12 protein-coding genes are annotated in these 14,396 nt (G+C 49.1%); 1 reads left to right on the top strand and 11 read right to left on the bottom strand.

From position 1 onward, the window contains the following. Window positions 1–34 precede the first annotated feature (34 nt). Entirely contained in the window at window positions 35–2,791 is a 2,757-nt protein-coding gene (gene barA, locus OGV85_RS20310) for a two-component sensor histidine kinase BarA (RefSeq protein ID WP_003840349.1), read from the top strand. Window positions 2,792–2,834: 43 nt separating this feature from the next. Here barA and OGV85_RS20305 read toward each other — a convergent pair whose 3' ends face one another. From OGV85_RS20305 to OGV85_RS20255, 11 genes are all read right to left on the bottom strand, one after another. Then, complete coding sequence (locus OGV85_RS20305) at window positions 2,835–3,977, bottom strand: glycerate kinase (RefSeq protein ID WP_003034114.1); 1,143 nt, start codon at window positions 3,975–3,977, stop codon at window positions 2,835–2,837. Window positions 3,978–4,058: 81 nt separating this feature from the next. Further along, window positions 4,059–5,399: a glucarate dehydratase gene (gene gudD, locus OGV85_RS20300; protein WP_003034111.1), complete on the bottom strand. Its 1,341-nt coding sequence runs from the start codon at window positions 5,397–5,399 to the stop codon at window positions 4,059–4,061. Between the two features lie 20 nt (window positions 5,400–5,419). After that, window positions 5,420–6,760: an enolase C-terminal domain-like protein gene (locus OGV85_RS20295; protein WP_061547663.1), complete on the bottom strand. Its 1,341-nt coding sequence runs from the start codon at window positions 6,758–6,760 to the stop codon at window positions 5,420–5,422. 2 nt (window positions 6,761–6,762) lie between these two features. Beyond that, window positions 6,763–8,115 (bottom strand): galactarate/glucarate/glycerate transporter GudP, encoded by a 1,353-nt coding sequence (gene gudP, locus OGV85_RS20290; RefSeq protein WP_003034105.1) that lies wholly within the window; start codon window positions 8,113–8,115, stop codon window positions 6,763–6,765. Between the two features lie 525 nt (window positions 8,116–8,640). Then, a complete protein-coding gene (locus OGV85_RS20285; protein ID WP_061547664.1) occupies window positions 8,641–9,057 on the bottom strand; it encodes a hypothetical protein in 417 nt (138 codons plus the stop codon). Next, the gene (locus OGV85_RS20280; protein WP_231877180.1) at window positions 9,035–9,559 is read right to left on the bottom strand and encodes a hypothetical protein; all 525 of its coding nucleotides are present in this window, start codon (window positions 9,557–9,559) and stop codon (window positions 9,035–9,037) included. Before OGV85_RS20280 ends, OGV85_RS20285 begins: the two co-directional genes overlap by 23 nt. 489 nt (window positions 9,560–10,048) lie before the next feature. Further along, window positions 10,049–10,465 (bottom strand): hypothetical protein, encoded by a 417-nt coding sequence (locus OGV85_RS20275; protein WP_061547665.1) that lies wholly within the window; start codon window positions 10,463–10,465, stop codon window positions 10,049–10,051. Further along, entirely contained in the window at window positions 10,434–12,119 is a 1,686-nt protein-coding gene (locus OGV85_RS20270; protein WP_181522696.1) for a DUF8093 domain-containing protein, read from the bottom strand. Before OGV85_RS20270 ends, OGV85_RS20275 begins: the two co-directional genes overlap by 32 nt. A 324-nt stretch (window positions 12,120–12,443) precedes the next feature. Continuing rightward, complete coding sequence (locus OGV85_RS20265) at window positions 12,444–12,893, bottom strand: flavodoxin (protein ID WP_003034096.1); 450 nt, start codon at window positions 12,891–12,893, stop codon at window positions 12,444–12,446. Between the two features lie 19 nt (window positions 12,894–12,912). Continuing rightward, window positions 12,913–13,695: a tRNA pseudouridine(65) synthase TruC gene (gene truC / locus OGV85_RS20260; protein ID WP_003034092.1), complete on the bottom strand. Its 783-nt coding sequence runs from the start codon at window positions 13,693–13,695 to the stop codon at window positions 12,913–12,915. Then, window positions 13,695–14,024 (bottom strand): YqcC family protein, encoded by a 330-nt coding sequence (locus OGV85_RS20255; RefSeq protein WP_003034091.1) that lies wholly within the window; start codon window positions 14,022–14,024, stop codon window positions 13,695–13,697. Before OGV85_RS20255 ends, truC begins: the two co-directional genes overlap by 1 nt. Between the last annotated feature and the right edge of the window lie 372 nt (window positions 14,025–14,396).

The raw sequence follows: 14,396 nt of genomic DNA, 5'->3' as shown, positions 1-14,396 counted from the left end.
CAGTGTGACCCTAATTGTCCCATAACGGAACTCCATGACCAACTACAGCCTGCGCGCACGCATGATGATTCTGATCCTGGCCCCGACCGTCCTGATAGGTTTGTTGCTCAGTATCTTTTTTGTTGTGCATCGCTATAACGACTTGCAGCGTCAACTGGAAGATGCTGGTGCCAGCATCATAGAACCACTCGCGGTCTCCAGCGAATATGGCATGAACCTGCAAAACAGGGAATCCATCGGCCAGCTTATCAGCGTGCTGCATCGTCGCCATTCCGATATCGTGCGGGCAATTTCTGTTTATGACGAAAATAACCGACTGTTCGTCACCTCTAATTTTCATCTCGATCCGTCTGAAATGCAGTTGGCGACAGGTTCACCGTTTCCCCGTAAGCTGAGCGTCACCCGGCACGGGGATATCATGATCCTGCGTACCCCGATTATATCGGAAAGCTATTCACCAGATGAATCCGCCGTAAGCGATGCGAAAAACACCAAAAATATGCTGGGGTATGTGGCGCTTGAGCTGGATCTTAAGTCCGTGCGATTGCAGCAGTACAAAGAGATCTTTATCTCCAGCGTAATGATGCTGTTTTGTATTGGTATTGCGTTAATTTTTGGCTGGCGTCTGATGCGCGACGTAACCGGCCCGATTCGCAATATGGTGAATACCGTTGACCGAATACGTAGAGGACAGCTCGACAGCCGCGTGGAAGGTTTCATGCTGGGCGAGCTGGATATGCTCAAAAATGGTATCAACTCGATGGCGATGTCACTTGCGGCTTACCATGAAGAGATGCAGCACAACATCGATCAGGCCACCTCTGACCTGCGTGAAACGCTGGAGCAGATGGAAATCCAGAACGTCGAACTGGATCTGGCGAAGAAACGCGCCCAGGAAGCGGCGCGTATTAAGTCTGAGTTTCTGGCTAACATGTCGCACGAACTGCGAACACCGCTGAATGGCGTGATTGGCTTCACCCGTCTTACGCTAAAAACCGAGCTCAACACCACGCAGCGCGATCACCTGAATACCATTGAACGCTCGGCTAACAATCTGCTGGCTATCATCAATGATGTACTCGACTTCTCCAAACTTGAGGCGGGCAAGCTGATTCTGGAAAGCATTCCCTTCCCGCTGCGCAGCACGCTGGATGACGTCGTTACGCTGTTAGCGCATTCATCCCATGATAAAGGGCTTGAGCTGACGCTAAATATTAAGAATGACGTGCCGGACAACGTCATCGGCGATCCGCTGCGCTTACAGCAGGTAATCACTAATCTGGTTGGCAATGCCATCAAATTTACCGAAGGCGGCAATATCGACATTCTGGTCGAGAAGCGCGCCCTTAGTAACACGAAAGTGCAGATTGAAGTACAAATCCGCGATACCGGAATTGGTATTCCTGAGCGCGATCAGTCACGCTTGTTCCAGGCCTTCCGCCAGGCGGATGCCAGTATTTCCCGCCGCCACGGCGGTACCGGGCTGGGCCTGGTCATTACGCAAAAACTGGTCAACGAAATGGGCGGGGATATCTCCTTCCATAGTCAACCGAACCGGGGTTCCACGTTCTGGTTCCATATCAGCCTCGATCTTAACCCTAACGTTCTCGTTGACCGCTCAACCACGCTCTGCCTGGCCGGTAAACGACTGGCCTACGTCGAACCGAACGCCACTGCCGCACAGTGCACGTTAGATATCTTGAGCGAAACGCCGTTGGAGGTGATTTACAGCCCTTCATTCTCTGGGCTGCCGAAGGATCACTACGATATTCTGCTGCTCGGCATTCCGGTCACTTTACGCGAACCGCTCACCATGCAGCATGAGCGGCTGGCAAACGCTGCGGCGATGACCGACTTTTTGTTACTGGCCCTGCCTTGCCATGCGCAGATTAACGCCGAGAAGTTAAAACAGGGCGGCGCGGCGGCATGTCTGTTGAAACCTCTCACCTCAACTCGCTTACTGCCTGCGCTGACAGAGTATTGTCAGGTGAATCACAGCGCGGATCCGCTGCTGTTAGACGATAGCAAAATCGCGATGACCGTTATGGCGGTAGACGACAACCCGGCGAACCTCAAGCTGATTGGCGCACTGTTGGAAGATAAGGTGCAGCACGTCGTGCTCTGCGACAGTGGGCATCAAGCGGTGGATCGCGCCAGACAAATGCAATTTGATCTGATCCTAATGGATATTCAGATGCCAGACATGGACGGCATTCGCGCTTGTGAGCTAATCCACCAGCTTCCTCATCAACAGCAGACACCGGTCATTGCGGTCACCGCACACGCCATGGCCGGGCAGAAAGAGAAGCTGCTCAGCGCCGGGATGAACGATTACCTGGCGAAGCCTATCGAGGAAGATAAGCTGCATAATCTGCTGTTACGCTACAAACCCGGCGCAAGCACAGCGCTTAGGGCGATCGCCGTTGAACCCGTTGAGCCGGTCGTCAATCCGAATACAACGCTCGACTGGCAACTGGCATTAAGGCAAGCTGCGGGTAAGAACGATTTGGCGCGGGATATGCTGCAAATGCTGCTCGATTTTCTGCCCGAAGTACGTAACAAAATTGAAGAACAGCTGGTCGGTGAAAACCCTGAAGGGCTGGTGGATATGATCCACAAGCTGCACGGCAGCTGCGGTTATAGCGGCGTTCCCCGCATGAAAAACCTGTGTCAGCTTATTGAGCAGCAATTACGTAGCGGGACCAAGGAAGAAGAGCTGGAGCCTGAGTTTTTAGAGCTTCTGGATGAAATGGACAACGTTGCGCGCGAAGCGAAGAAGTTGTTGGGGTAATATTCGCAGGAAGGCGGCGTGACCGCCTTATCCAACCTACAACTCAGCGTAATTGCTGCCCGGCTTTAAGCGTTGCGGCCACGTTTCGCGCCGTCATTCGTACGTTGTCGCTCGCGTTCTTTAGCGCCTCATCCAGGGTACAGATGGTATAGATGACACTGAAAACCGCATCCAGCCCATGCTCGTGGACCACACCGACATCCGCCGTCAGGCTACCGGCAATGCCGATAACCGGTTTGTTGTAACGCTTTGCGACCTTCGCCACGCCAACCGGAACCTTACCGTGAATGGTCTGACTATCAATGCGCCCTTCACCCGTTACCACTAAATCCGCATCCGCAACGCAGGCGTCAAGGTGCAACGCATCCGTTACTATCTCAATACCGCAGCGCAACTGTGCGCCGCAAAACGCATATAGCGCCGCCCCCATACCACCAGCGGCGCCACCGCCGGCCAGATCCAGCACGTTGACGTCCAGATCGCGGACAATGAGTTGCGCATAGTGCGTGAGTGCCCGATCCAGGCGGGAAATCATCTCCGGCGTCGCCCCTTTTTGCGGGCCAAAAACCGCAGAAGCGCCCTCTTCACCGGTCAACGGATTAGTCACGTCGCAAGCCACTTCAATACGACACGCAGCAAGTCGCTGGTCTAACTGAGAAATATCAATCCGAGCGAGCGATTCGAGGCCAGCCCCGCCATGGGCAATATCGTTATTTTGCGTATCCAGCAATTTTGCTCCCAGCGCTTGCACCATCCCGGCACCGCCATCATTGGTGGCACTTCCGCCAATTCCAATGATGATATGCTCAACGCCAGCGTCCAACGCATGACGGATTAACTCCCCGGTTCCCCAGGATGTCGTTTTCAGCGGATCGCGTAACCCCGCAGGAACCTGTTCCAGTCCGCTGGCGGCCGCCATTTCGATAAACGCCGAGCGCTCATCACCGGATAAACCATAAAATGCCTGAATTGTGTTGCCCAAAGGGCCGGTAACATCAACATGCACAAGGTGACCTTGCGTTGCGGCAACCATCGCTTCGACCGTTCCTTCACCGCCATCTGCAACCGGAATCTTCACGTAATCCGCATCAGGCCAGATCTCACGAAACCCCTGCTCAATAGCCGTTGCCACTTCAAGCGCACTCAAACTTTCCTTATAGGAATCCGGTGCGATTACTATTTTCATAAAGCATCCTTACGCATGTTGACTGTGTTAAGCATATACCAGGATAAAAACCGCCCCTCAATGGGAGCGGTCCCAGCCCACTTAGCGTACCATGCACGGACGCTTATTATCAAACGTCCAGTTCGGGATCAGATACTGCATTCCCATCGCATCATCACGCGCCCCCAGTCCATGTTGCTGGTACAGCTCATGCGCTTTCATGACCTGATCCATATCCAGCTCCACGCCCAGACCCGGTTTTGCCGGAACCTGCACCATGCCGCCTTTGATTTCAAATGGCTCTTTGGTCAGGCGTTGATTGCCTTCCTGCCAGATCCAGTGGGTGTCAATCGCGGTAATTTTGCCCGGAGCCGCTGCCGCGACATGCGTAAACATCGCCAGCGAAATATCAAAGTGGTTGTTAGAGTGCGATCCCCAGGTCAACCCAAACTCATGGCACATTTGCGCCACGCGGACAGAACCCTGCATGGTCCAGAAGTGCGGGTCCGCCAGTGGGATATCCACGGACTGCAGCGACAGCGTATGCCCCATCTGACGCCAGTCGGTAGCGATCATGTTGGTGGCGGTCGGCAGACCGGTAGCGCGGCGGAATTCCGCCATCACTTCACGACCAGAGAAGCCCTGCTCGGCGCCGCACGGATCTTCCGCATAGGCCAGAGAACCCTTCAGATATTTGCCGATCTTAATCGCTTCATTTAGCGACCACGCGCCGTTCGGATCCAGCGTGACGCGGGCCTGCGGGAAACGCTTCGCCAGCGCAACGATAGATTCTGCTTCCTCTTCCCCGGCCAGCACGCCGCCTTTCAGTTTAAAGTCGTTGAAACCATACTTCTCATACGCAGCTTCCGCCAGGCGCACTACCGCATCCGGGGTCATCGCCTCTTCATGACGCAGACGATACCAGTCGCATTTCTCATCCGGCTGACTCTGGTACGGCAGCGGCGTTGCCTTACGGTTACCTACGAAGAACAGATAACCCAGCATTTCTACTTCGCTACGCTGCTGACCATCGCCCAGCAAGGAAGCCACGTTCACGCCCAGATGCTGGCCGAGCAAATCCAACATGGCCGCTTCGATCCCAGTAACCACATGAATGGTGGTACGTAAATCAAAGGTCTGCAAACCGCGACCGCCCGCATCACGATCGGCAAAAGTATTGCGTACCGCATTCAGCACGTTTTTGTATTCACCTAACGTTTTGCCTACCACCAGCGGGATCGCATCTTCCAGCGTTTTACGGATTTTTTCTCCGCCGGGAATTTCACCCACGCCGGTATGACCGGAGTTATCTTTAATAATCACAATATTGCGCGTGAAGAATGGAGCATGTGCGCCGCTCAGGTTCATCAGCATACTGTCATGACCCGCAACCGGAATAACCTGCATAGAGGTAACCAATGGGGTAGAAAATTGTGCGCTCATAATTAAGTCCTTATTCAAAATTAGTGGCGGCCGAAAACGGGACGTTTACGGTCAAAAGTCCATCCGGGGATCAGATACTGCATTGGGCCTGCGTCATTACGCGCGCCGCTGGGCAGTCTCTTGTAGGCTTCATGAGCCTTGTTAATCTGATCCCAGTCCAGCTCTACGCCCAGTCCAGGCGCGTCAGGAACAGCAATTTTCCCGTTCTTAATCTCCAGCGGATTTTTGGTCAGGCGGCAATCGCCCTCCTGCCAGATCCAGTGGGTGTCGATAGCCGTCGGGTTGCCAGGCGCTGCGGCGCCAACATGGGTGAACATCGCCAGCGAAATATCAAAATGATTATTAGAATGGCAGCCCCAGGTCAGCCCCCAGTCATCGCATAACTGTGCCACGCGCACCGCGCCGGAAAGGGTCCAGAAGTGCGGATCGGCCAGCGGAATATCGACTGAGTTCAGCATCACCGCATGGCCCATCTCACGCCAGTTGGTGGCGATCATGTTGGTTGCCACCGGTAAGCCTGTGGCACGGCGGAACTCGGCCATCACTTCGCGGCCAGAAAAACCCTGTTCAGCGCCGCATGGATCTTCGGCGTAGGTCAGAACATCGTTCAGCCCTTTACACAGGGAGATGGCTTCATCCAGCAACCAGGCACCATTGGGATCAACCGTAATACGCGCATCCGGGAAGCATTTTTTCAGCGCACGAGCGGTGTCGATTTCCTGCTCGCCAGGCAGTACACCACCTTTGAGTTTGAAATCTTTAAAGCCGTAGCGATCCTGCGAAGCCTGAGCCAGACGTACCACCGCCTCACTGTTCATCGCTTGCTGGTGACGCAGGTGATACCACTCATGGTTTCCCGGCGTGCTTTCCAGATACGGTAAATCGGTCTTTGTGCGATCGCCCACGTAGAACAGATAGCCGAGTACGGTGACCGCATCGCGCTGCTTGCCCGGCCCTAACAGTTCACAAACCGGCACGTTCAGCGCCTTGCCCAGCAGGTCGAGCAGCGCCGCTTCCAGCGCCGCTACCGCATTTACCCGTAGCTCAAACGTCCAGGCGCCTTTGCCGAAGGTGTCAAAATCAGCGGCCTGGTTGCCTTTATGCACCTGCTGTACCACCTTATTCAGGCGCGCAACCTCCTGACCCAATACCATCGGGATAGCGTCAACCAGCGTCTGATAAATCACTTCGCCGCCCGGCGCTTCACCGACGCCGGTATTGCCGGCGTTATCGGTAAGAACCACAATATTGCGGGTGAAATATGCATTGTGCGCACCGCCAATATTGAGCAGCATGCTGTCATGACCGGCCACCGGGATGACCTTCATATCGGTAATAACGGGACTCGATTGTGTTGTCATCATCATTGTCCTGCGACAGGTTTCAGTTCGATACGTTTAATATCACCCACCAGTACCAGATAGCTCACCACCGCAATCAACGCATGCACCCCGACGTAAATCAACGCGCCGTTAAACGAGCCGGTGGTCCCTACGATGTAGCCGATAGCAATTGGCGTGACGATGCCGGAGATGTTGCCAAACATGTTGAACAAACCGCCGCTCAGACCGCTGATCTCTTTAGGTGCAGTATCAGCCATCACCGCCCATCCCAACGCACCGATACCTTTGCCGAAGAAGGCCAGCGCCATAAAGCCGATGATCATCCACTCCACGTTGACGTAGTTACAGAACACCATCACCATCGACAGCAGCATGCCGAGTACGATTGGCGTTTTACGGGCGATATTTAGCGAACCGGTACGGCGCATCAGCCAGTCGGAAATAATGCCGCCGAGCACGCCGCCGGCGAATCCGCAAATGGCCGGGACCGAAGCGACAAAACCTGCTTTCAAAATCGACATACCGCGAGCCTGCACCAGATAAACCGGGAACCAGGTGATAAAGAAGTAGGTCAGCGCATTAATGCAGTATTGCCCGATGTAAATACCGATCATCATCCGTGAGCCCAGCAGCTGTTTGATTTGCCCCCACTTCACGCTGAACGGCACTTTAGCTTTGGCGGCCGCCTGATCCATATTGATCAGCGCCCCGCCTTCAGCAATGTACTCCAGCTCTTTTTGGTTTACGCCCGGGTGCTGGTTTGGTTCATGAATCACCTTCAGCCAGATAAAGCTGATAACAATCCCGAGGCCGCCCATAAAGAAGAACACATGCGACCAGCCCACTTCGTGGGTCAGCCACCCCATGATTGGCGCAAAAATAACGGTGGCAAAGTACTGCGCAGAGTTAAAGATTGCGACCGCCGTGCCCCTCTCCTGTGCCGGGAACCATGCCGCAACTATACGACTATTGCCGGGGAAGGAAGGAGCTTCAGCTAAACCGACAAGGAATCGCAACGTAAACAGCGCAACGATAATGCCGAAGCCGCTAAAGATATCGACGAAGCCCTGCAGCAGGGTAAACATGGACCAAATAAAGATGGACCAGAAATAAACACGTTTTGAACCGAAGCGGTCGAGCAACCAGCCGCCAGGGATCTGGCCGATAACATAGGCCCATGAGAAAGCGGAGAATACATAACCCATCCCTACCGCATCCAGACCAATGTCTTTGGCCATCTCCGAACCGGCAATGGATAAGGTGGCGCGATCGCCGTAGTTGAAGGATGTGACGATAAACAACATCACCACTATCCAGTAGCGAGCGTTAGTGCGTTTTTCCGCGCTGCTCGCCGCCTGACTTAATGAACTCATTGTTGCACTCCTGAATCTTGGCTGTCGCCAGTTCATTCTGTACAGCACCTGTAGGGTGATCAGAATGAGAGGTTAGTGTGTGGCAGTTTTGGTACAGCTCAGGGCCGTTTTATTCTGACTCGCTGCCTTTTCGGGAACTGACGGGAAAAGTATATGAAGGAGTGCCACTTACCCTCACCGTGCAAAAACACAACATTGCGAGAGGTGAATGAGGTTGTTTATGGCATAAGCCTAATGGAATGGAAGATGCTTCACGAAATTGGCGTTTGGTGGGCGTTTTGTTGCCGCGTGGCGGCAATATCTAACCGGCGGTACCCATCTGGGTTTAAGGCGCTACTGCTTATGATGACTAACAGTTTGGGAAGCTGATCTCTTAGATTGCGCGCCAACTCCTAACGTGAACTCAAATTTTTTTAGTGGGTTATCACCTGCCACTACTTATGATGAGATTGTTGTTCAGGAATATGGAGCATTGAAATAAAAAAGGACTCTAGTTTATTCGAGCCACTATTAACATTCAGTTTCTCAGAAAAAATAATAAAGGATCGCCAAAAAAGCCAGAACAATAAATTCAACAAACCAGAACGCCGCTTCAACTTTAAACCCCGTGGTTAACTCTTTGGGTAAGGAACGAATAAAATGATATGCCTCAATACTCATATCATTATTAAAAACCCTATTATAGGGAAAAATCAGACTAGACATAATGAAATCTATCTTTGCAAAGTAGATACCGGGAGTACCAATTAAACTTGCTGTTCTCGCCAAACTTGCAGTGATAGGAAGACGACCAAGTTTGCCCTCGTATAATATTACTATTTTTTTATACTTCTCATCATTTATCACATAAGACATAAGTATTAAAATCAACGTTATAATAACCAGCATTATGCCAAGGCTAATATTAATGACATCTAGATTATCTGTTAAAAACTTTTTCATATATTAGAATACCTGCTGCTTCATTAAATGAATCTGGGTCATATAGTTTGAATTCTGAATTATCAAGTTCGTCATTCACTAATCCACCAAACCTATCACCTAGTTTCTCACCCACTTTTTCAAAATATATACCTCCTGCAATACTTGAAGCAATGCCACTTACCAGACATACACTTGCGCCAATACCTCCAGCTTCTGATGTAATCAATCCCAAAACCCATGTACAAGCGGCTCTTCCCATAATTCCCCTGGCAGCTCCGCCAGCAATACTTGCTGTTTGTTTGAGGCCGAATTTACTGTACTCCGTTATTGCTGCCTTTCTACATTCGCTTTCACGTCCTTTTGCGCAAGCCTCATAAACGTTAGTGGTATAACTCGTAAAATCAAGACCAATACCTATATAGCCTGTTGTTCTCATTATTTTTATCAGTTTCGCTGATGTTTCTATGTAGCTTGCATACCCCTCAATATCCTTTACACCTGTTTGATCCCACTTATGCATAATCGATTTGGTTGATAAACCTAATGCCTTCTTTTATCTCACTTATTCATCTCATTAATTCATTCACAAAATCCAGTTTTTTGAGCCTGTTTTTTATTAAAACATGATAACTGGGTTATTTGTTTGTGCTTTTGATCTCATAAATGATAAAAAACCAGAATTTAATTTTTATAAATTAGTGTTACAAATAAGACCATGCAATTATATTTATAATACAGATAAATTAAAGCAAATTTTCCTTATTGATCACTTCATGTCCATCATTTGTTACAGGTCCGTACAAGCAAAACACCACCAGGCGAGAGATTATTTAAGCAAGGTTCCCTAGTTTATACCGAAGTCGCCAAAGACATTGACGAAGCCCTGCAGTAGGGTAGATCATAGCCAGATAATGTGTAGCAGTTTTGGTACACCTGGATTGTTGATTAAATACATGGCGAATTGAAATAAAAGTAAAGAAGGAACTCTACAAGAATCCCTTCTTTATTTTTACACTATATTCTCCATGAAAATCAAGCAAGATATTAAGATAATCAATATGAACCAAACAACCGCTTCCACCCTAAATCCTGTAATCAGATAACCAGGTAAACTCCGGATAAAATTATACCCTTCGACACTCATATCATTATTTGTAATGCGATTATATGGAAATATGAGGCTACCCATTACAAACCCAATTTTCGCATGATATGCAGCCGGCGAACTAATTAAACTTGCCCCCTTTGCCATACGTGCTGTTTGCGGTAGACGATCAAATTTCTTCTCATATAATTTTACTATTTGTTCATAATTGCATTTATTAATCACATATGAAATAAAAATCAAGATAACAAATCCAAACATAATAGCTATTATTAATAAAAATTTTAAATCATGGTAATTTTCTATCAAAAAGTTTTTCATAAATTAATAGACCTGATTCTTCATTAAACGTATCGGGATAATGGGTTAATTTATCTGGATTATTTTCAATAACATCATTAATAGCTTCTCCTAAGAATCCCCCCCATCCTTCACCTTCTTTCTCGGCTACTTTTCCCGCTACAATTCCTGTACTGATTCCAGTTGCCAGGCACAACCCCGCTCCAACTGCACCAATCTCTGATGTGAGAAGACCCAAAGCCCACATGCAAACTGCTCTTGCTGCTGGTCCAGCGACACCTCCCACAGTAATACCCACTGCTTGTTTACCACCAAATTTACTGTACTCCGTTATCGCTGCCTTTCTACATTCGCTTTCACGTCCTTTTGCGCAAGCCTCATAAACGTTAGTGGTATAACTCGTAAAATCAAGACCAATACCTATATAGCCTGTTGTTCTCATTATTTTTATCAGTTTCGCTGATGTTTCTATGTAGCTTGCATACCCCTCAATATCCTTTACACCTGTTTGATCCCACTTATGCATAATCGATTTGGTTGATAAACCTAATGCCTGCTTTATATCTTCATATTGTTTTAAATTTAGCCGTTCTTTTGAGAATTTATTCAAAATACCGTCTAATTTTTTAAATAGCCGTTCTCGTTGACCAAAAAACTCCTCTCCAGAAATACGACCAGAATTACTACTATATGTTTTCTTATAAAGCTCCTGTATTTCATTGAGTGTTTTATTTATTTCTTCATAATATCCACCACCAGCATCCTTTATGTAACCTAAGATATCCCCACTTTGTCCTAAAGCATCACTGTATAGTTGTGAAGAAAAAATATCCACGGAAGCTCTGTTTTCGTGTAACACACGGGCTTCTGGCAGTGTTAATGGTGCAAGCGCTTTATCAATTCTATCACGCGCTTTTTGCAATGTTTCAATCTGTTGCTGATCTTGCTTTTCAGGATCAACTACAAGCAGAATTGAACCCGGTTGTTTTTTTATATCTGGATTGAGCTTGTGATATAACTCACGTGTACCATCCGGAGGATTAATAAAAAACCTGGATTCGAAAGATGACGGTGTGGCCTCATAGGGCAGTACGCAAAATCCCGCATCTACAGGTTCACGGGACGATTTATCCTCTTCAACCGGACATGAAGGCCCTGGTATTACGGTAAGAGGTTTTAGTGTGGGTGCAATATAACCTGGTGCGCCATACTCAATCTTTTGAGTAGGTCTGGGTTTTCTCCCCTGCTCCCTGTCGAGCGTTTCCTGATAAGCTCTCCTTACGCTCTCTTCGAAGATGCTGTCGAATATATCGGGCATAAATGGTTCATAAACTAACTCTCCGTCCTCATCAAAATAAAAAGGATTTCTGTCCCAGGACCAATGCTCACCACAATCAATCGCTATTATCCCGCCCACATATAATTTGTGTTGTATCTCATCATAAATGGGATTACATCTACCAATGGGGGGTCTTTCATACGCAACGGAAGAATATCGGTTTACATTCCATTTTCTCTGTGGCAGGCCAACTATAGCTGAGCGCTGATTTTTATTATCATCAAGTTCATAATATATCCTTGCTAACCTAAGACCTTCTTTAGGTGACACTATTTTTTCAAAGACCTCTAATCTGGCACTTTGGCTAAAATCCCGAGTGTTATATAAAGTAAACAAGTTCCCCTCCTTAGCTTAATAATTTCCGTTATTATCATTTTATCTCATTTATTCATCTCATTAATTCATTCATAACTCTCAGTTGTTTGAGTCTGCTTTTTATTAAAACATGATGACTGGGTTACTTGTTTGTGCTTTTGATCTCATAAATAATAAAAAACCCGAATTTAATTTATATAAATTCGGGTTACAAATAAAACCATGCGATTGTATTTATAATACAGATAAATTAAAGCAATTTTTCCTTATTTATAATCAGATTGTTCTCTCCATGTCCATCATTTGTTACAGGCCCGTGCTAGCAAATCGCCGCCGGGCGAGAGATTATTTGAGCAAGGTTCCCCAGTTTTCTACCCAGGGGTTGGATTCGCTTTCTGGTTCAGGATGTTCGCTGGCGTCAATCAGCAACATTTCACCCACGCGCTGTGCGCTTTGCTCCTGTAACAGCGCATCAAACTGTTTGCCACCATTGCAGAAATTAACGTAGCTGCTGTCGCCCAGCGCAATTACCCCATAATGCAGATTTGGCTGGAAACCGAGATTATCTTTGATCCCCTGAAACAGCGGCACAATGCTATCGGGCAGATCGCCCTGCCCGGTCGTTGAGGTCACCACCAGCACATATTTATCCTGATATGCCTGCCAGTCGCTGAGCTCCGGATCTTCAAACACCGTGGCTTTATGACCCTGTGCCGTCAAAATGGCCTCGGCCTCTTCAGCAACCAGCAGTGCGTTTCCGTACATCGTGCCGACAAAAATTCCAATTTCCGCCATAACCGTAATCTCCTGGGACTTAAGAATCTATCTGCTCATCCTGACCTGACCGCTCGACGAACTCAACCCTTTCATTCTCAGGGAGAAGTCCACGCCAGCCAAATTGTGACAATGCCTGCATCCAGACGTCATCCAGCCCGGCGCGAATAACCAGCGGCTCACCGGTGAATGGATGCGTCAGCGCAAGCTGGCTGGCATGCAGCATCAACCGCTGACAGCCAAAATGCTCTGCGGCGCTGCGGTTTTGCCGTAAATCACCGTGCTTGCTGTCGCCAATTATCGGATGGCGTAAGTGGGCCAGATGGCGCCTGAGCTGGTGTTTCCGACCGGTTTTAGGATCCAGCTCCACCAGCCCGTAACGGGTGGTCGGATAACGTCCGGTCGCTACCGGCATTTCTACCGTTGCCAGGCCGCGATAATGGGTGACGGCAGGCTGCGGGCCTTTATCATCGCGGGCAAACTTATCGGCAATCTTATCCAGCTCTTCGACCAACGGGTAATCCAGCACGGTATCATCCATCAGCCAGCCACGCACAATCGCATGATAGCGTTTCTGAATTTGATGATGTTCAAACTGCTGAGACAACAAACGCCCGGCTTCGCTGGACAGTCCCATCAGCAGCACACCGGAGGTTGGTCTGTCGAGTCGATGGGCGGTAAAAACGTGCTGACCAATTTGGTCTCGCACCGTTTGCATCACCACCACTTTCTCATCCCGGTCGAGCCAACTGCGGTGAACCAACCAGCCCGAAGGTTTATTGACGGCAACCAGCCATTCGTCCTGATAAAGAATTTCCAGCATCAGGCGTTATCACTGGTAAACAGCGCATCCAGCTCCTGCAATGCCGCCAGGAGAATGTCGCGTTGCGGATGATCGGCTGCTAGCGCCATTTCGTAATACGGTGCAACGGCAAAAGCCTGCGGAAGCGGCTGCGCGTTATCGAGTAGCGTATGCATGCGGGGAATCAACACCCACTGCAGCCACTCGACCGGCTCCATGGTATCCATACAAAAAGGCTGCGTACTGGTAAACAGATGCTCTGCTGGCTCATCCATCCGCCAGTGATTATGTTCACGCAGTAGCGCTTCAAGTGCGTGTAACTGCTGGCGCACACGGTCATGAGTCGTCATGAAATAAACCTCAATGATGAAAAATCTGGCGCGAAGAATAGCACTAGTGGAAGGAAATAAAAAAAGGGAGCACTGTAAAAAAAACAGTGCTCCCGGTTCGTTTCGCAGCATTCCAGCTACTTTTAGTGCTCCCTGCTCATCCGTGACAACTTTTCCTGTGGTCTTGCGACCTTGTTCATCCTGAACTTTTGCATCCTGCTCACATCACCCCGATGTGAAAACTTCATCCTGAAGTATCCTGGCCATCCTGACCCGCCGAACATCCTGACCGGCTCTCATTCTCCGTCCTGGAGGTGTCCTTTAACGCATCCAGCGTCTTCCTCTTTGCTTCGTCCTGAAGCCTGTCCTTGCAACACCATCCTGGTGTGTCCA

It is taken from the genome of Citrobacter sp. Cf132 (genome assembly GCF_030333885.1).
Classification (GTDB): domain Bacteria; phylum Pseudomonadota; class Gammaproteobacteria; order Enterobacterales; family Enterobacteriaceae; genus Citrobacter; species Citrobacter freundii.
Note: the sequence above shows the minus strand (reverse complement) of the source record. Positions and strands in the feature narration are given on the sequence as shown.